General features: G+C 61.8%; 11 protein-coding genes. 3 read left to right on the forward strand and 8 right to left on the reverse strand.

From position 1 onward, the window contains the following. Nucleotides 1–111 precede the first annotated feature (111 nt). Nucleotides 112–1,527: an acetyl-CoA carboxylase biotin carboxylase subunit gene (locus CAF79_RS03960; RefSeq protein WP_085696723.1), complete on the forward strand. Its 1,416-nt coding sequence runs from the start codon at nucleotides 112–114 to the stop codon at nucleotides 1,525–1,527. An 11-nt stretch (nucleotides 1,528–1,538) separates the two neighbouring features. After that, the gene (gene oadA / locus CAF79_RS03965) at nucleotides 1,539–3,347 is read left to right on the forward strand and encodes a sodium-extruding oxaloacetate decarboxylase subunit alpha (protein ID WP_085696724.1); all 1,809 of its coding nucleotides are present in this window, start codon (nucleotides 1,539–1,541) and stop codon (nucleotides 3,345–3,347) included. A gap of 104 nt (nucleotides 3,348–3,451) precedes the next feature. On the opposite strand, the gene CAF79_RS03970 is transcribed toward oadA, so the two are convergent. From CAF79_RS03970 to CAF79_RS03990, 5 genes are all read right to left on the reverse strand, one after another. Beyond that, nucleotides 3,452–4,918 (reverse strand): autotransporter outer membrane beta-barrel domain-containing protein, encoded by a 1,467-nt coding sequence (locus CAF79_RS03970; RefSeq protein ID WP_085696725.1) that lies wholly within the window; start codon nucleotides 4,916–4,918, stop codon nucleotides 3,452–3,454. Nucleotides 4,919–5,118: 200 nt separating this feature from the next. Further along, on the reverse strand, nucleotides 5,119–8,076 hold the full coding sequence (locus CAF79_RS03975) for an autotransporter domain-containing protein (protein WP_085696726.1): 2,958 nt from the start codon (nucleotides 8,074–8,076) through the stop codon (nucleotides 5,119–5,121). A gap of 222 nt (nucleotides 8,077–8,298) precedes the next feature. Beyond that, entirely contained in the window at nucleotides 8,299–8,970 is a 672-nt protein-coding gene (locus CAF79_RS03980) for a GNAT family N-acetyltransferase (protein WP_085696727.1), read from the reverse strand. A 12-nt stretch (nucleotides 8,971–8,982) separates the two neighbouring features. Next, nucleotides 8,983–9,429, reverse strand: coding sequence for a GNAT family N-acetyltransferase (locus tag CAF79_RS03985; RefSeq protein WP_085696728.1), 447 nt, complete (start codon nucleotides 9,427–9,429; stop codon nucleotides 8,983–8,985). Between the two features lie 10 nt (nucleotides 9,430–9,439). Beyond that, nucleotides 9,440–10,063: an FMN-binding negative transcriptional regulator gene (locus CAF79_RS03990; RefSeq protein WP_085696729.1), complete on the reverse strand. Its 624-nt coding sequence runs from the start codon at nucleotides 10,061–10,063 to the stop codon at nucleotides 9,440–9,442. Nucleotides 10,064–10,156: 93 nt separating this feature from the next. Here CAF79_RS03990 and CAF79_RS03995 point away from each other — a divergent pair, with 93 nt between their 5' ends. Beyond that, complete coding sequence (locus CAF79_RS03995; protein WP_085696730.1) at nucleotides 10,157–11,710, forward strand: PLP-dependent aminotransferase family protein; 1,554 nt, start codon at nucleotides 10,157–10,159, stop codon at nucleotides 11,708–11,710. Here CAF79_RS03995 and CAF79_RS04000 read toward each other — a convergent pair whose 3' ends face one another. The 3 genes from CAF79_RS04000 to CAF79_RS04010 all read right to left on the reverse strand — a co-directional run bounded on the left by CAF79_RS04000 (nucleotide 11,711) and on the right by CAF79_RS04010 (nucleotide 18,621). Then, nucleotides 11,711–16,324 (reverse strand): dermonecrotic toxin domain-containing protein, encoded by a 4,614-nt coding sequence (locus tag CAF79_RS04000; RefSeq protein ID WP_256579228.1) that lies wholly within the window; start codon nucleotides 16,322–16,324, stop codon nucleotides 11,711–11,713. It abuts the gene before it with no gap. A 174-nt stretch (nucleotides 16,325–16,498) separates the two neighbouring features. Next, entirely contained in the window at nucleotides 16,499–17,599 is a 1,101-nt protein-coding gene (locus CAF79_RS04005) for a polyamine ABC transporter substrate-binding protein (RefSeq protein WP_085696732.1), read from the reverse strand. Beyond that, nucleotides 17,596–18,621, reverse strand: coding sequence for a histone deacetylase family protein (locus CAF79_RS04010; protein WP_085696733.1), 1,026 nt, complete (start codon nucleotides 18,619–18,621; stop codon nucleotides 17,596–17,598). The genes CAF79_RS04005 and CAF79_RS04010 overlap by 4 nt, the downstream gene beginning before the upstream one ends. Between the last annotated feature and the right edge of the window lie 96 nt (nucleotides 18,622–18,717).

Below are 18,717 nucleotides of genomic sequence, written 5' to 3' on the forward strand. Positions count from 1 at the left end.
GTTAATCCCTTGTCAGCGCTAGTGTGGAGCCGAGACCAGATTGAAACATTTGGTCACGTGCCGACCTGGGTCTAGCAGGTCGTGGTGCCACCGGCTCAAGGGAACCTCCAAGTGATAACAAAGATCCTGATCGCCAACCGTGGTGAGATTGCCGTACGAATCGTGCGTGCCTGCGCCGAGATGGGCATCCGCTCGGTCGCGATCTATTCCGACGCCGACCGGCACGCCTTGCATGTGAAGCGTGCGGACGAGGCCCACAGCATTGGTGCCGAGCCGCTGGCCGGTTACCTGAACCCGCGCAAGCTGGTGAACCTGGCCGTGGAAACCGGCTGCGATGCGTTGCACCCCGGCTACGGTTTCCTCTCGGAAAACGCTGAGCTGGCAGACATCTGCGCCGAACGCGGCATCAAATTCATCGGTCCGGCGGCGGAAGTCATCCGCCGCATGGGCGACAAGACCGAAGCGCGCCGCAGCATGATCAAGGCTGGCGTGCCGGTCACGCCGGGCACCGAAGGCAACGTCTCGGGCATCGAGGAAGCGTTGAGCGAGGGCGACCGCATTGGTTACCCGGTGATGCTCAAGGCCACTTCCGGTGGTGGCGGGCGCGGTATCCGTCGCTGCAACAGCCGAGAAGAACTCGAACAGAACTTCCCTCGCGTCATTTCCGAAGCCACCAAGGCCTTCGGTTCGGCGGAAGTGTTCCTGGAAAAGTGCATCGTCAATCCCAAGCACATCGAAGCGCAGATCCTCGGCGACAGCTTCGGCAACGTCGTGCATCTGTTCGAACGTGACTGCTCGATCCAGCGCCGCAACCAGAAGCTGATCGAAATCGCCCCGAGCCCGCAGCTGACCCCGGAACAGCGCGCCTACATCGGCGACCTGTCGGTGCGCGCAGCCAAGGCCGTGGGTTACGAGAACGCCGGCACCGTGGAGTTCCTGCTCGCCGAGGGCGAGGTGTACTTCATGGAGATGAACACCCGGGTGCAGGTGGAACACACCATTACCGAAGAAATCACCGGGATCGACATCGTTCGCGAACAAATCCGCATCGCCTCCGGCCTGCCGCTTTCGGTGAAGCAGGAAGACATTCAGCATCGCGGTTTTGCCCTGCAGTTCCGGATCAACGCCGAGGACCCGAAAAACAACTTCCTGCCGAGCTTCGGCAAGATCACGCGCTACTACGCCCCCGGCGGCCCTGGCGTGCGCACCGACACGGCAATCTACACCGGCTACACCATCCCGCCGTTCTACGACTCGATGTGCCTGAAACTGGTGGTCTGGGCACTGACCTGGGAAGAGGCGATGGATCGTGGCCTGCGCGCCCTCGACGACATGCGTCTGCAAGGCGTGAAGACCACCGCCGCGTACTACCAGGAAATCCTGCGCAACCCGGAATTCCGTAGCGGCCAGTTCAATACCAGCTTCGTCGAAAGCCACCCTGAACTGACCAACTACTCGATCAAGCGCAAACCCGAAGAGCTGGCCCTGGCCATCGCCGCCGCCATCGCCGCCCACGCAGGCCTGTGAGGAATACAAGAATGAGCAAGAAAATCTTTGTCACCGATACCATCCTGCGCGACGCTCACCAATCGCTGCTCGCCACCCGCATGCGCACCGAAGACATGCTGCCGATCTGCGACAAGCTCGACAAGGTCGGCTACTGGTCGCTGGAATGCTGGGGCGGCGCGACCTTCGACGCCTGCGTGCGCTTCCTGAAAGAAGACCCGTGGGAGCGTCTGCGCCAGCTGCGTGCGGCGCTGCCCAACACTCGTCTTCAGATGCTTCTGCGCGGGCAGAACCTGCTGGGCTACCGCCACTACAGCGATGACGTGGTCAAGGCGTTCGTTGCCAAGGCCGCGGTCAACGGCATCGACGTGTTCCGCATCTTCGACGCGATGAACGACGTGCGTAACCTGCGCGTGGCGATCGAAGCGGTGAAAGCTGCCGGCAAGCACGCTCAGGGCACCATCGCCTACACCACCAGCCCGGTGCACACCATCGACGCGTTCGTCGCTCAGGCCAAGCAAATGGAAGCCATGGGTTGCGACTCGGTGGCGATCAAGGACATGGCCGGTCTGCTGACCCCGTATGCGACCGGTGAACTGGTGCGTGCACTGAAAGCCGAACAGTCGCTGCCAGTGTTCATCCACTCCCACGACACCGCCGGCCTGGCCGCAATGTGCCAACTCAAGGCCATTGAAAACGGTGCCGACCACATCGACACCGCGATCTCCAGCTTCGCTTCGGGCACCAGCCACCCTGGGACTGAATCGATGGTTGCTGCGCTCAAAGGAACCGAGTTCGATACCGGTCTGAACCTGGAGCTGCTGCAAGAGATCGGCCTGTACTTCTATGCCGTGCGCAAGAAGTACCACCAGTTCGAAAGCGAATTCACTGCCGTCGATACCCGCGTTCAAGTCAATCAGGTGCCGGGCGGGATGATTTCCAACCTGGCCAACCAGTTGAAAGAGCAGGGCGCTCTGAACCGCATGGGCGAAGTGCTGGCAGAGATTCCGCGCGTGCGTGAAGACCTCGGCTTCCCGCCGCTGGTGACCCCGACTTCGCAGATCGTCGGCACCCAGGCGTTCTTCAACGTGCTGGCCGGCGAGCGCTACAAGACCATCACCAACGAGGTGAAGCTCTACCTGCAAGGCGGCTACGGCAAGGCGCCGGGCACCGTGAACGAGAAGCTGCGTCGCCAGGCCATCGGCAGCGAAGAGGTGATCGACGTACGTCCGGCCGATCTGCTCAAGCCGGAGATGACCAAGCTGCGCGCCGATATCGGCGCTCTGGCTACATCCGAAGAAGACGTGCTGACCTTCGCCATGTTTCCGGACATCGGCCGCAAGTTCCTCGAAGAGCGTGCCGCCGGCACCCTCACCCCGGAAGTGCTGCTGCCGATCCCGGAAGCGGGCAAGGTGGCTTCGGCCGGCGGCGAAGGTGTACCGACCGAGTTCGTCATCGACGTCCACGGCGAAACCTATCGCGTGGACATCACCGGTGTCGGCGTCAAGGCTGAAGGCAAGCGTCACTTCTACCTGTCCATCGACGGCATGCCGGAAGAGGTGGTGTTCGAACCGCTCAATGAATTCGTCGGCGGCGGCAGCAGCAAGCGCAAGCAGGCTTCGGCACCGGGCCATGTCAGCACCACCATGCCGGGCAATATCGTCGATGTGCTGGTCAAGGAAGGCGACACCGTCAAGGCGGGCCAGGCCGTGCTGATCACCGAAGCGATGAAGATGGAGACCGAAGTCCAGGCCGCGATTGCCGGCAAGGTCACCGCCATCCATGTTGCCAAGGGCGACCGGGTGAATCCGGGCGAAATTCTGATCGAGATCGAAGGCTGAGATAACGGCCTCGATACAACGCTTTAAACCTCGGGGGGGCATGTGCTCCCCTTTTTTTTGCTTTTCAGGCACTGCCGCAAGGTGCGGCAGCGCCTGACCGGAACTCAGAACGCCATTCGCCACTGGCCCGAAATACCGTGGTTGCGGCTGTCGGTACCGATCTCACCCGACAAGCCAACACCGAGTGTGTGGTTGGACGAGACGGCCAGATCAAGACCGGTGTCGAGCGTCAGGCTGTTGCGATCCAGCTCTGCGCCGTAAACGGTGTAGTCATGGCCGCCGGTGACCAGACGTTGCCGGGTGCTGGTATAGGTCTCGCCGTACACGTGTTTCCACCCCGCGCTGAATCGTGGCGTGAGGCGCATGCCGTTATCCAGCGTGCTGACTTTCGCCATGCGCAGGCCGACGGTGGTGTTGAAGTTGCCTTGGGATTGAGCGTGAACCTTGAGCGCCGCCGCTCCGCCTTTCTCTGTGTAGCCGTCACGCTGGTAGCGTTGGTAGCCGAGGCCGACAAACGGTTCGATGCTGACGTTGGCCCTCCCCAGGTTGTATCCCGACTCGATGAACGCTTGTTGGGTACTGGCCTGGTAGTTGCCTTTGAGTCGGTCATGGAAGCGGCCGAACGCGACTTCGCGACGGGTGTTGCCTTCATGGTTGCTCCAGGCTGCGCCGAGCCGAAGTGATAGCGGGCCGGCCTGGCGCAAGGCGTAGGCACCGAGGTGCCAACTGTCGAGATCGCCGTCCAGCTCCTTGCTGTCGATGCGCGTGTCGGAGGTGCCGCCCATCAAGCCCAGGTGCCATGTTTCATCGAGGCGCCAGTCGGCGCCGAGCAGCAGCCCTTTGGTGGAGTGCTGCATCGGTTCAAATTCGCGATCGAGTTTCCCGCTGTGACCGATGGCTTGCAGCCACACCCTGCCGGTGTCTGCGTTGCCGGCCACATGGCGTGGTGAGTTTCCCGTCGAGTCGTGGGCATTGTCGAGTTGATGCATGGCCGACAGCAGGCTGGCGCTGACCGGCGTGACGCTGTTCAAGGTTGCCTTGGCGAGGTTGGCGATGCTGCCGCCGTACAGTTGATCGTAGGCGAGTGCGGCCGTGGATTCGTCGGCAGCGAGCAGGGCTGCAATGGCTGCGTTACCCGCAGGTACAGGGGAGTCCGTTGACGGTGGCTGGTCAACCACTTGGGTTTGTTGAGCCGCGGGCGTTTCGGCCAGTACCGGTTCCGGTAAGGGCGCTGGTTTTTCCAGGCTCTTTTCGAGCGCGCTGCCGCTCTCGGTCGTGGCGACTTTATCGGGGGGAACGTCATCGGGTGCAGGAAGGGGTGTCGCTAAAATCTCAGTGCTGACGGGGCTTGTTTCCGGTGTCGGAGCGGTCTTTTCCTCACGCGCATTTTCTTTGGCGAGATCAAGTGCAGCAGGTTTTTCCCTGGTCCTGCGCTTGTCCTTGGGTTTCGCCTCTTTCACCACCGGCGCGTCGGGCTCCGACTGCTCCGCCAGAGAAAATTCTACGCAACCGATTGCCAGTGCAACCGCCAGGACAAGATGTTTGAGCTTGGATGTGTGTTGAATGGGCATTCAGTTCAACCTCGTAAATATGAGGCCAAACTGTAAAAGTCGACACCGGTCCACCGATGCCGGGCAATTCCGAGCCACATGCAGGTGATAGCGTCTGCTTTTGTAGCCCGGTCGCGGGCGGGTGGTGAACCCGCCATGATTACCTAATTGTCCAGACGCCTTTACCTACAACGCCCGCTGAAATCCGGATTGGCGAAATCTCAAAAACTCATCTGCCACTGCCCGACCAACCCGTGATTGCGACTGTTGTTGCCAATCTCGCCGCTGTAACCAAACCCCAGCGTATGCCGCGCCGAAACGCCCAGATCCAGCCCCGCTTCCAGCACCAGACTGTCCCGATCCAGAGAGCTGCCATCGACGCTGAACGCCGTGCCGCCGACGACGAATGCCTGGCGGGTCGAGTTGCTGACATCGCCGTAGGTGTGCTTCCAGCCAGCGGCCATCCGTGGGGTCAGGCTCATGCCATTGTCCAGCGAGCTGAGGTGCGCCAGGCGAACGCCGAAGGTGCTGCTGAAGTTGTCCTGGGTCTGGCTGTCGACCTGCAAGGCCGCCGCGCCGCCCTTTTCCTGATAGCGGTCGCGGTGATAGCGCTGGTAGCCGAGGCTGGCGAACGGTTCGGCGCTGAGGCGGCCGCTGCCCATGGCGTAGCCGAGTTCGGCGAAGGCTTGCTGGCTGTCGGCGTCGTAATCACCTTTGGGACGATCACTGAAACCATTGAACGCGATGGTGCGTTTGCTTTCGCCCTGATGGCCGCTGTATGCCGCGCCCAGGCGCAGGGCCAGCGGGCCGTTTTGATGCAGCGCATAAACGCCGGCGTGCCAGCTCTCGACATTGCCGTCGACACCGGTGGCATCCAGGTCGGTCTTCGAGTAACCGCCGAGCACGCCCAGTCGCCATTGTGGATTCAATGCCCAGTCGGCACCGAGCACGCTGCCCTTGGTGCGTTGTTCCAGACCGCTGCTGCCGTGCTCGCCATCGAGCTTGCCGTAGCCGCCGATGGCCTGCAGCCAGAGCCGGCCCCGGGCGTTCGGATCATTCAGGTTGCGTGCTTCGGACGGTACGCCGTTGGCGGCAAGGATCGGGGTGTCGCGCTGATCGAGGCCGACCATCAAGCCGGGACTGCCGCCCATCTGCTGCATCGCCGAGAGCATGCTGCTGCCGATCTGGCTGCTGGCGCCGAGGGTGGCGCTGGTCAGATTGGCGTTGCTGGCGCCGGCCAGTTGCTCGATGGCCGCGCCCGCGGTGGATTGGGTGGTGTTGAGCAAGGCGTTGTACAGCGCGTTGTTCTTGCTCATTGAGGCCAGGCTGTTGGCGGCGTTGCTGGCGTTGCCGGTGGCGGCGAATTCATTGAACGCCACGTCATTGCGGGTGTAGGTCAGATCGACCTGAGTCGGCGTGTAAGCGAGGATTGGCGTGAGGAAGGCGTAGTCGCTGGTGACCGCGCCGAACGTGCCGTTGACCCGCGCAGCCTGCAGCACCGTGTAGTGGCTCTGCCACGGATAGGTGCCGCTGCCGGGATTGACCGCCAGCGTCGCGCCGTTGAGGTTGGCCGTGCCGCCGACCTGGACCGGTGCGCTGCTGCCATCGGCGTTGACGCCGTAGGCGAGGGTCGAGGCGCTGCCCATGTTCAAGTCGTGCACGACGGTCGCGGTACCGAGGCGGGTGTCGGTGCGCAACGTGCCATTCAGGTTGAGGTTGCCCAGCGACCCGCCGCCGGCATACACGCCACCGGCGTCCACGGTCAGATTGCCGGCGATACCGCCCTGGTTGACCAGTGTGGCGCCGTTGCGCACGGCGCCGCCGTCGCTGAAGTCGCCGCTGCCGGTGAGTGTCCAGACGCCTTGTTTGACCTCCAGCCATTCAAAGTTGCGGCTGGCACCGAAGCTGCCGCCCGCCGCATCCTCCATCACTACGCGGTCATAACCGCTGCCACCATCGACCATGCCGACAAAGCGGCTGCCGCTGCGCAGGGTCAGATTGTCGTTACCGCCACCCAGGTCCAGTGCCAGGCCATTGCTGCCGCTGAAGGTGCCGCCGTTGATCACGTTGTCGGCGAACTCACCGACGAACTTCACGCCGAAACCGTCGAGGCCTTGAATGGTGCCGTAGTTTTCCAGCGTGGTGGCCGCCAGCCCTGAACCGCCGCTGCCGTCGTCCACCAGAATGGCGCTGTTGGCGCCGCTGATCAGGGCGCCCTTGGCGTTGAGGATATAACCGCCGCCCAGCGCGATGCCTTCACTGCCATTGGCAAAACCGCCCTTGTCCACACCGCCGGCGCCGACGCCCTGGATCGTGCCGTAGTTTTCGATGTGGGCGATCTTGTCGATGTCCACGCCGTCGCCGTCGCCATTGGGTTGCAACCCGGAATACGCGCCGGTGATGGTGCCGTGGTTGATCACCGTGCCGTCGCCATCGGAGCCGAAACCGGAGCCATTGCGCCCGGTGATCTGCCCGTAGTTGACCAGCGTCGCCCCCAAGTCAGTGGTGATGCCGTGCCGGCCACCGGAAATCACGCCGTAGTTGATCACGCTGACGCCGGTCGCGGTGTCGATATCGATGCCGTCGAACTTCTGGTCGGCGTTGCGCGAGTCTCCGGTCGAGATCTCGCCGTAGTTGCTGATGGTGGCATTGGCGCCGGTCTTCATGCCGTCGCTGGCGTCGCCACGAATCAGTCCGCCCGCACGGTTGATGATCGTGGTTTTCACCCCGTCACTGCGCAACGCATCAAGATCCAGGCCCTGGCCGGTGCTTGAGCGAATGGTGCCGCTGTTGTCGATCAACAGGCTGCCGCTGATGAAGTTGCTGTCGATGCGAATCGCATCATTGGAGCCGAGAATCTGCCCGCCGCTGCGGTTATGGATCGCGTAATTGCGTGCCTGGGTCAGATCGCCGCTGCTGTCGATGGCCCGGCCGCCGGTGGAGATGATCTTGCCGGCGTTATCGATGATCACGCCGACACCGCTGGTGCTGTCCTTGAGGCTTACGGCCTTGCCGCTGTTGGTGATGCTGCCCGGCGCCGAAATCGTCAGCGTGTCGCTGCCGCCCAATGTCTGCGACGCGGTGGTGGCGGTGTCGATCTGCACGGTCTTGCCGTGGGCGGCGCTGGTGGCGATCAACAGGGCGATGGCAAGCGACAGACGCTGAGGCGGGAGCGGCATGGGGAGAACGTCCTTTTTGTTATAAGCGGGGGCGTTCTGTATAGCGGAGGGTTTTTACAGAATGATGTACGGCCTATGTGCATTCTTTTGCAGTTCAGGCCTCAGATTTGGACGTTCATCTGCAATTCATTGCAGATCCGACGGTGGTGCAGAGTCGAAATCGCAGCCTTGGACATCGCTTGAATGAGATGCCGCAGGCTGCGCCCTTTTACGTTCACTGGCTCAACCGCGGCACTCAACCAACCCCTTCACCTGCCCCTCGGCCGTCTGATTCTCATCGCTCAACCAGCGCTCGAACCCTGCCGCAATCGCCGGCCATTCCGAGTCCAGAATCGAGTACCACGCGGTGTCGCGGTTCTGGCCCTTGACCACCATGTGCTGGCGGAACACGCCTTCGAAGCTGAAGCCCAGGCGCTCGGCCGCGTATTTGGAGCGGGCGTTGCCGTTGTTGCATTTCCATTCAAGACGACGGTAGCCGAGGGCGAAGGATTCCTTGGCCAGCAGGTAGACCGCCTCGGTGCTTTTCGGCGAACGCTGCATCGGGGCGCCGAAGGTGACGTGGCCGATTTCGATGCGGCCCTGGGCCGGGACGATCGACATCAGGCTGAGGATGCCTTGCACCTGGCCGCTGGCGCGGTAGATGACGCTGAAGAAATACGGATCGCTGTGGGCGGCGTGATTGTTCAGCCAGTCGTTGAAGGCGCTGCGCTCCGGAAACGGGCCGTAGGGCAAATAATCCCAGAGTTTCGGATCGGCGCCGGGGCCTTGCAGAGCGTTGAACAGGTCGTCGCCGTGGCGCGCCGGGTCGAGTTTTTCCAGGCGGATGAAGCGGCCTTCGATCAGGGTAGTGGAGGGCGGCGGCACGCCTTTCCAGTCAGCGAGAGAAATCGTCATGCACGTGGCTCCTTAAATGGCTTTGCGAAACTGGATGAAGCCCGGGCGCTCGGAGATGCGCTCGTAGAGCTGGATTGCGGTGGCGTTGGTTTCATGGGTCAGCCAGTGCACCTTGCAGCAACCGTCGGCCCTGGCGGTGGCGTAGACGTGTTCGATCAGCAGGCGGCCGACGCCGGTGCCACGGGTTTGCGGCTCCACCAGCAGGTCTTGCAGGTAGCAGGAGTTTTCGATGCTCCAGTTCGAACGATGGTAGATGAAGTGCACCATGCCCACCGCTTTGCCGTCGGCCCAGGCAAGGGCGGCGTGGGTCGGTTCGTTCGGGTCGAGAAAACGCTGCCAGGTGCTTTGGCTGACGGTATCCGGCAGCTCGGTGTTGTAGAAGCGCAGGTAGGCCTGCCACAGCGGCAGCCAGGCCGCATGATCGGCGGCGCTGACCGGACGGATGTCGATCTGACTCATGGTGATTTCCTTAACGCATCAAGTGAGCGAGGGTTTGATCGTTGATGTCGGGGCTGGCAGCCAGGCCTTCGCGCACGCCGGCGATATCTTCGGCGCTGCGGTTCTGGCTGAGCTTGCGCTTGCCTTCGAGGCGCTCGATCGGAATGGCGAACCCGACGATGGCCTTGAGCATGCCGTCGATGTAATCGGGCGGGGCATCGTCGACCGACCACGGTTGGGTGCGGCCCGCTTCATGGCGATCGGTGAGGGTGCTGACGATGTCCAGCAGCCGACCGCCATCGCTGAAGGTTTCGGCGTGACCGTAGGCGTGCACGGCGACGTAGTTCCAGGTCGGCACGACTTTGCCGTGCTCGGCCTTGCTCGGGTAAAAGCCCGGGCTGACGTAGGCATCGGCACCGGGAAAAATCAGCATGGCCTCGGCGCCGTCACGCAGGTCTTTCCACTGCGGATTGGCCTTGGCCAGATGCCCGTACAGCGTGCCGTTCGGACCTTGCTCGCGATGCAGCAGCACCGGCACATGACTGGCCTGCAAGCCTTGTTCGCCGTGGGTCACCAGGATGGCGAGGCGGGTGGCGAGGATCAATTCGTGCAGTTGGGACAAGTCATCGATGGCAAAGGCGCGGGGCGTGTACATGGAGAAAAATTTCCTTGGCGAATGCCTGCATCGTAGGCAGGCTATTGGTCTGTTGTAAGAGCCATTGATGACCAATTTCATAGGTCCATTTTCATGCCCGATTCGCCCACTCTGTCGCTGCCGTTCAACCCCGCCGGTATCGAACTCGACCGCCGCAAAGGCCTGAGCCGTCAGCTCTACCAGGCCTTGCGCATGCGGGTGCTGGACGGGCGCCTGGCCAGCGGCACGCGCCTGCCTGCCAGCCGCGATCTGGCGACAGCGTTGGGGATTTCCCGAAACAGCGTGGTGCGCGCTTACGATCAGCTGTATGCCGAAGGTTTTATCGAAGGCCGTGTCGGGGACGGCACTTATGTGGCGCAGTTGCCGCAATCGGTGACACCGGCACGAAAATTATCCACAAAAGTATCCACAGGGTTTTCAACAACCTTACCCACAGCCTTATCCACAATTTCGCTTAATTCCACTGGTGATTTATCCAGAGAAGTTATCCACAGCTGTGCGTTGCAACGGCTTGAGCGCAACCATTTGCCGACGCCACCCAGTGGTCCGCCACGAGCATTCCGGGTCGGTGTTCCGGCCTTCGATCTGTTTCCGTTCGACGTCTGGGCCAAGCTGAACGCGGCCTTCTGGCGAAAACCCGACTTGCAGCAACTGTGTTACGGCGACCCGGCGGGCGATGCGCGTCTGCGCGGTCTGATCGCCGCTTATTTGCGCAGTTCGCGCGGCATGCAGTGTTCCGCTGAGCAAATTGTGATCACCAGTGGCGCACAACAGGGAATCAGCCTTTGTGCACAGTTGCTGGTTGAACCGGGCGCCGGGGTGGGCATCGAGAATCCCGGCTATCGCGCAGCGGGTCATGCCTTCGCGCTGGCCGGTGGTCGGCTGCATGGCATTGCCGTGGACGAAGAGGGCATCGACTGCGCGGCACTGGCGGCTGCCGAAGATTGCCGGGTGGCGTATGTCACGCCGTCTCATCAGTACCCGCCCGGGGTAGTGATGAGCCTGGCGCGACGTCTGGAACTGCTGGACTGGGCCGAGCGCACCGGGGGCTGGATCGTCGAGGACGACTACGACGGCGAATATCGCTACACCGGCGCGCCCTTGGCCCCGCTGGCTGCGCTCGACCGCCAGGGTCGTGTGTTGTACGTCGGCACCTTCGGCAAAGTCGCGTTCCCGGCGCTGCGTCTGGGTTATCTGGTGCTGCCTCCGGGGTTGGTGAAAGCGTTTGCGCAACGACGTGCGGTGGATGTCCGGCATTCTGAAGTCAGCACCCAGGCGGTGATGGCCGAGTTCATGGCGGCCGGGCACTTCCAGCGGCACATCCGGCGGATGCGTCGCGCGGCTGTGAATCGGCGCAATGCCTTGATCAACGGCTGGCCTCAAGGCCTGGCGGGCGTCGGCGAATTGCCGGCTGTGTCGGCCGGACTGCATCTCACGGTGGCAGTCGACAGCGTGGCCCGTGAGCAGCAGTTGATAGAGCAAGCCGCCAGTGTGGAGGTGGAAGTCCAAGGCCTGAGCAAGTATTGGCTGCCGGATTCGGTGACGCCGCTCGATCAGCGGGCCGGTCTGGTGCTGGGCTTTGCGGCGGTGCCGGAGCCGGCAATCGAGTCGGCTCTGGCCCGCCTGCGCTCTGTCTGGTGTGAATAGTTATCGGGTGCCCGCCGGCTGTGGCTTGAGGAACAGGTCACGCACCGTCGGGTCGACGATGCGGCGCATTGCATTGTCGACGGCATCGAAGGTGCTCAATGTCTGACGGGTCTTTTCATCGAGGGTCTGCAGATAGGCATCAGCGAATTTCAGGTGGGCGATGGTGTACTGGGCATCCGCGTCACTCTTTCGTTCGTAGTGGAAATGCGCCACCCACATCGGTCGTCCTCCTTTGGCCTTGTCGAGAATCCGGTATTCCTGAAAGTAATCACCCCGCTGTCGGGTTCGGATGCGACCGCGTTCGTCCTTGACGACGTCGACCTGACCGTTGTCGTAGAGCCAGTGGAAATAGGTTTCCCGGGGCTTGCGCTGCTTGAGCATCTCCCCGTAGACGGCGTTGCCTTCGGTGCGTGTGATGGTCGCGCCGGCACGCAGATCCGGACTGAGAGCGGCAACCGGCCAGGAATCCAGTTTGGCTGCGCGCCTTTTGGCAAATACCGTGTCCACGTCATTGGCCGCCTGTTCCAGGCGTGCGGCCTGCTGGTCGAACATGTCTCTGATATCAGCGGGAATGCGCCCCGGACGCCGGGCACTTTCGCGAGTCCTCGTGATGAAGTCGTTGATGTCATAGCTCAGCCCCTGCGCTTTGTTGATCAGGTCACTGTCCTCGACTGACTGTGCCGGTTTCGGTGGTCGAGCGGAAATTTTCACGAACGGTGATTCTTCGTCCGACTGGGTCGTACCGGGCAAGCGGGCCTGTTCGGCGGTATTCTGGCGCGGACGGGTTTTGCTGACTTTGACCTTCGGTTGCGAAGTCGAGGGCTGCGGATCCTGTCTGGCGGGTGTCGCGATGGGCTCGACTTGAGGCTCGGGGACTTCGGCGATCAGGCGCTCGCGGGCCAGCTCGCGGAACTCGCCGATCAGTTCGCGAATCCTGTCGATCCTGGCCTGGATGAACTGTGCAGGGTGTTTGGCGGGCAACTGTTCCATCTGATCGTCGAGACTGGAGAGAAGGTCATTCCAGTGTGAAAACTGCTCGATACGCGCGGCTTTTCCGTCCGCAGTGGCGGTTGTGCGTGAAAGTCCGAGCAGCTCGTGAGCGGCGTCTGCAGCCTTGACGGTGATGATGCCGATGTCCTGCCGGGCGGCGTCCATTTCCGGTCCGGGATGTTCGACGACGCAGCGTTCAAAGGACATGCCGATTTCGTTGGCCTTCAGATCAAGTTCGCCGTAAGCGGGCATCAACCGTTTCAAGTCTGCGGCCAGTTTTGCGCTTTTGCCGGAATGCTTGACCAGTACAAGCAGAGAGCGATTCAGCGTCTGAAGGGTGGCGATCATTTCGTCACTGAGTGCTGTGGCTCGGGTCGCGATGTCGATCTGTTCACTGCGTGACAGGGGAGAACTGTTGTCAAAGCTGTCCGCGATCCTTTTGGACGTCATCGCATACAGGCGTATCTTCACCCGCAGCCATGAACCCAGGCAGCGATGCTGCTCGGCGGTCATGCGCATCAGTTGTGCCTGGTAGAAAACACCACCGCCACCGTTCTGGTGCCAGGTCGCGAGCTGTTCCAGCGCCTGGGTGTAGCCCGTCCCATTCGTCATGGCCAGGTCCAGGTAACGTGGCGCAGCGCGCGAATAGGTGGCTTCGCTGTTGTCATTGGGCAAGGCGAGCAATTCGGTCAGCATGTCGCGCTTGTTTGCCGGTTCACGTGAGAAGAACAGTTGCAGGGCTTGCCACGCGGCGTCCTTCTCTTGTTCCTTGGCGCGCCGTAGCGCGTCGAGGCGACCGGTCGGACCGCCCCCACGCAAGCGCAGTTTCGGGTCCCAGTGCCATTGTCCGGATTTGTCGTCATATTTCAGGGGCATGCCGGTGCGTAGCGGGTCGTGCGGATGAATGATGTACACCGGCTCGTCCTTGCGGGCACTGACTTGAAACCAGCGGCTGCCGACCTGGGCATAGGTCTTGTCCGCGACCGTATAGAGGTGGTTGGTCGATGACACCTGTTTGTCGTGCAGGTCAGGGGCCTCGACCTTGAAACTGTCGAGCATCGCAGTGAAGCGGTCGCTGGAGTCCGGTCGCGGGAGGAGCGCAGGTTCCAGCAGTGTGAGATGGCCGGCGGGGATGTCTCCGGTGAGGGTGACAGGATCGTGGGTGACAGCCTTCGGGGCAGGTGACAACTCCGGTGGCTGGTTTTCGAAAGGTTCTTCGGCTTCCCGCAAGGTTTGCGGCGTTTCCCGGGTCGCGCTCAATTGCGGATTCAGCGAGCGATTGCGCCGTGCGACGACCTGGTGGGTCAACAGAATGCCGAGTGTCATCAGAATGTCGGCAGTCGATTGCCAGGTCATCAGGTCATCGCCGCGTTCATGGGCATCGATGGCTTGCTGAATCTGTTCGATGGTCTGCCAGACCCATACGGCGGCACCTGCCGCTCCGCTCATGAAATTGGAGGCGATACTGAAGATCGCCCAGCCGCTTTCGGCCAGCAATGCCCAGCGCCGCTCGCTGTTGGACACTGATTGGCGGTCGGCGAGTTCGATCAATGCCCGACTATTGGCTGCATGCAAGGTGCCCAGAATGTCTCCCGTCAGAGGCTGGTTCGCCAGTTTGATGGGGCCGGTCAGGTCCAGGTGCATGAAGGGTTCGAACACCAGTTGGGTCACCGTCCACGGGGAAGGGAGCCCTGTTGCAAAAACATACTGCGAGTATTCGAAACTCAACGAAGGCGAGCCGAGCCAGGCCAGTACGGAACTGCGCAATTCTCCGGGCTGGTACAGCGCGTACATCAGATTTTGCAGGGATGCGAACTGCATCAGTGGCATGTCCGTCATCGGTCGATACAACAGGCAAGGCCCCTGGCGATGATCGCGGGGGGCAATGATGAACATGTTGGTCACGGTGTCTGACTGACCGCTCAGGCGGCGAACGGGGGTAAACGCCAGTGGGCGGATGGTCACCGGATGCTCCTGCGACGGTTGATCGCCTGTGATGGCGTCCATCAACTGACGGATGCAGGCGTGACCCCGTTCATCGACGCCACCCAGATGTCGGAGTTTGCATTCCAGCGCCAGCAACGGCAGGAGTATGGGCAGTTGGCGCGTGTAGCGAGTCTTCTGTTCGGCAGCACGGACCGGGTCGTCGATAAGGTTGCGTTTCATCAGTTTCGGGTAGTGGAGGCCAATGTCGACCTGCTCTGCCAGGGCACTCAGGTAATCGACCGTCAGCCACGCCGGTAAGGCCCGGCCATCGTCGAAGTCGATGCTTGCCTGATACGGCGGGGTGTTTTGCAAGGCGAATTCACCCAGCGTCTCGCGAACCCGACTCAAGGGATTGGCGAGGGTGAAGCCAGCCGTTTCCATGCTGTCGGTCACGGTGATTCGCAAGCGGTCCAGCGGCAGGTCGGCGGCCCCCTCCGCGCGGGTATCGGCCAGTATTGCCTCCTGCATTTTTTGCTCGGCGTAGGGTTTGATTGCAGGAAGGTCATCGACCTTGAACGCGCCGTCCGCAGCCTCCTGACGCAACGCGCCGAGGTCGACCAGGTAGCGGCTGTAGGTTTGCAGGTCCGTCGCCGACGCCGCTTTCAACCAGTCTGGAATGGCCTTTTCCAACTGGTTGATCCGGTTTCGTTCCGGCGGGCTGAGTCGGTTGGTGTTCTGTGAGCCAGCCATGACCCGGGTGTCGAGGTGCTGACTGGCGGGATCCAGTGCCGCGATGGCGACCAATTGATTGGCCACGAGTGCCTGGGCAACAGCGTCGAAGATATTGCCGTCGGGTTCGATCAGGCGCCACTGCAGCGGTGGTTGTGGGTGTTCGGGATCGATACGTTCCGGCAGGGAGTCTCCCAGTTGTTCCAGTGAATCGAACGATTCATAGCCGTCGTCAATGGTGTGCAGCAGAATTCGCTGCCGTTTGCCGAGGGTTGCCGTGATGACCAGGGCGCCGGCGACAAGCGCATGCGTGACGGTGCTGCCATCGACCTGGTCGATGTCCATGATGCAGGCTCGCAGTCCGGTGAAATGATCGCTGGCGGTCGGGCGTTCGGCTTTGTCCGGGTACTGCGCGACAAAGCGCGCCAGCAGGCACGCGTCGCTATCCCAGCCACTGGCGGTCTGAACATCGACAGCCGAGCGCAGTTGGTCGGACAGTGCTCGCCAACGGGGCTGGTCCTGTTCGGTTTCATTCCAGTAATCCAGCTGGCGCTGCTGAAATGCGACGAACAGCAGAGGGGCATGTTCGTTCATCAATAAGGTGAGCTCATCCATGCTCACCGCCAGATGGAGCGGTGGATTGGAGAGGGGCATGCCTGTCAGGAAGTGTTCACCTTCGATGAACTCGGCGGTGGTCTTGTGCAGGCTTTGTTGTATCAGGACGTGGGTCAGCGTTTCGAAGTTGCAGGCTTCGACGGTCATCTGCGGCGCATCCATGTTGCGTACCGGTGTGGCGAGCAGGGTGTTATCCGGATCGAGGTGTTGGTCGGGGTAGCGTTCGCTCAATACTGTACGCAACAGTGTCGAGGCGATCTGATGCAGCGAATAGCCTTGACTGGCCATTTCGACCAGTCGGCTCTGTTTCAGCAAGGGAGGGGACACGTCGTGTGTCACTGCAGGTGTATTCACGGGCCTGTTCCATGGGTGAAGAAGGTAGCGGGATTGCTACTTCGATTCCGGTCCACGGTAAGCCGGGTTTTTGCCTATGCGGTGGTAGATAGATAAGGGCGCCGGCGACACGGTGCGGTACAGGGATAGCGCAAAAAAAGACCCGCGAAGGCGGGTCTTTTTCAATGGCTGGTTTCAAGTGCCGGACTTGATCCTGGTCCACGCCCGGGTCCGCGCCCGTTCTGCATCCCGTGGTAACGGTTGCAGGGTGTAGAGCGTGTTCATCGCCGCATCGGTCGGGTACAGATTCGGGTTGTTGCGAATCGCCGGGTCGACAAGTTCGGTGGCGTCCTTGTTCGGGTTCGGATAACCGACGAAGTCACTCACCGGCGCAATCACCTGTGGTTGCAGCAGGTAGTTGATGAAGGTGTAGGCGTCCTGCGGGTTCTTCGCGCCTTTGGGGATGGCGAGCATGTCGAACCAGATTGGCGCGCCTTCCTTCGGCAGGCGCATGTCCACCACCACGCCGTTCTTCGCTTCCCTGGCGCGGTTGGCGGCTTGCGAGAAGCTGCCCGAGTAACCGACCGCGACGCAGATGTCACCGTTGGCGATATCGGCCATGTACTTGGACGAATGGAAGTAGGTCACGTACGGGCGGATCTTCAACAGCAGCGCTTCAGCCTTGGCGTAGTCCGCCGGGTTCTTGCTGTTGGGATCCAGGCCGAGGTGTTGCAGGGCCAGCGGCAGGATTTCCGACGGCGAGTCGAGCAGGGCCACGCCGCACTGCTTGAGCTTGCTGATGTTCTCCTCTTTGAAGATCAGGTCCCAGCTGTCCACCGGCGCGTTGTCGCCCAGCGCTGCCTTGACCTTGGCCGGGTTGAAGCCGATCAGGATGGTGCCGTACATGTAAGGCACGGCGAATTTGTTGCCCGGATCGTTGGCCTCGATCAGCTTCATCAGTTTCGGGTCGAGGTGATTCCAGTTCGGCAACTGACTACGATCCAGCGGCTGGAATACCCCGGCCTCGATCTGCTTGGCGAGGAACACGTTGGACGGCACCACCACGTCGTAGCCCGAATTGCCGGTCAGCAGTTTGGCCTCCAGTGCTTCGTTGGTGTCGAAGATGTCGTAGACCAGTTTGGTCTGGCTGTTCTGCGCCTTGAAGTCTTCCAGTGCTTTGGGGGTGATGTAGTCGAACCAGTTGTAGACGCGCAGGGTGCGTTCCTCCGCGTGCGCCGCGCCGCTCAGCAGCGCTGCGCACAACGCCGGCGCGATGAGGTGCTTGAGTCTGCTCATTGTTCGAAACCTTCAAGCACGTTCACCGCGTTGATGCCGATTTCTTCCACCGCGTAGCCACCTTCCATGACGAACAGGGTCGGTTTGCCGAGAGCCGCGATGCGCTTGCCCATCGCCAGGTAATCGGGGCTGTCGAGCTTGAACTGCGAGATCGGGTCGTCCTTGAAGGTGTCGACGCCCAGCGACACGACGATGATGTCGGCGCCGTAGTTGTCGATCTCCTGGCAGGCCTGATCCAGCGCCGCGCTCCAGACATCCCAGCCGGAACCGGCCGGCAGCGGATAGTTGAAGTTGAAGCCTTCACCGGCGCCTTCGCCGCGCTCGTCTTCGTAGCCGAGGAAGAACGGGAACTCCGCTTCCGGGTGGCCGTGGATCGAGGTGAACAGCACGTCGCTACGCTCATAAAAAATCGATTGGGTGCCGTTGCCGTGGTGGTAGTCGACGTCGAGGATCGCGACCTTCTTGTGGCCCTGATCGAGGAAAGCCTGCGCGGCGATGGCGGCGTTGTTGAGGTAGCAATAACCGCCCATCAAATCGCCGGCGGCGTGGTGTCCCGGCGGACGGCACAGGGCGAAGGCGCCACGGGCGCCGCGCTGGATTTCCGCTTGTGCGGTCAGCGCCACTTGGGCTGCGCTGTAGGCGGCTTGCCAGGTACCGGCGGTGATCGGTGCGCCGCCGTCGAAGCTGTAATAGCCGAGCTGGCCGTGCAGGCTGGTCGGTTTGACCTGGCGCAAGGTGCGCGCCGGCCAGGTGTAAGGCAGCAAGTCGCCGTCGGTGTTGAATTCGGTCCAGCGCGCCCAGGCGCCTTTGAAGAAGTCGAGGTAGTCGCGGCTGTGGATGCGCTCGATCGGCCCGAGGCCGAAATCCTTCGGCGCCTCGACCGGGCCGAGGTTTTGATGTTTTACCCGTTGCAGCACGTGGTCGGCGCGCGACGGCATCTCGAAGCAAGGCTTGAGTTGCCCGTCGATCAATTCGCAGCGGCCATGGTGCAGGTGGTGATCGTCAGAGTAGATCGTCAGCATTTGTTGTTCTCCGCAGGGGCTGATTCGGTTGATCCCAGTGTTGCGGCGCGGAGCGAATCGGAGAACGGCCAGAGAGGCCAAAAGGGGATCGATGTG

Origin of the sequence: Pseudomonas sp. B26(2017), assembly GCF_002113045.1 — a bacterium.
GTDB lineage: Bacteria > Pseudomonadota > Gammaproteobacteria > Pseudomonadales > Pseudomonadaceae > Aquipseudomonas.

What these genes read in the sequence shown, in the direction of transcription:
- CAF79_RS03975 (WP_085696726.1), bottom strand. Translation starts at nt 8,076, where the DNA reads ATGCCGCTCCCGCCTCAGCGTCTGTCGCTTGCCATCGCCCTGTTGATC.
- CAF79_RS03985 (WP_085696728.1), bottom strand. Translation starts at nt 9,429, where the DNA reads ATGAGTCAGATCGACATCCGTCCGGTCAGCGCCGCCGATCATGCGGCC.
- CAF79_RS04010 (WP_085696733.1), bottom strand. Translation starts at nt 18,621, where the DNA reads ATGCTGACGATCTACTCTGACGATCACCACCTGCACCATGGCCGCTGC.
- CAF79_RS03970 (WP_085696725.1), bottom strand. Translation starts at nt 4,918, where the DNA reads ATGCCCATTCAACACACATCCAAGCTCAAACATCTTGTCCTGGCGGTT.
- CAF79_RS04005 (WP_085696732.1), bottom strand. Translation starts at nt 17,599, where the DNA reads ATGAGCAGACTCAAGCACCTCATCGCGCCGGCGTTGTGCGCAGCGCTG.
- CAF79_RS03980 (WP_085696727.1), bottom strand. Translation starts at nt 8,970, where the DNA reads ATGACGATTTCTCTCGCTGACTGGAAAGGCGTGCCGCCGCCCTCCACT.
- CAF79_RS03995 (WP_085696730.1), top strand. Translation starts at nt 10,157, where the DNA reads ATGCCCGATTCGCCCACTCTGTCGCTGCCGTTCAACCCCGCCGGTATC.
- oadA (WP_085696724.1), top strand. Translation starts at nt 1,539, where the DNA reads ATGAGCAAGAAAATCTTTGTCACCGATACCATCCTGCGCGACGCTCAC.
- CAF79_RS03990 (WP_085696729.1), bottom strand. Translation starts at nt 10,063, where the DNA reads ATGTACACGCCCCGCGCCTTTGCCATCGATGACTTGTCCCAACTGCAC.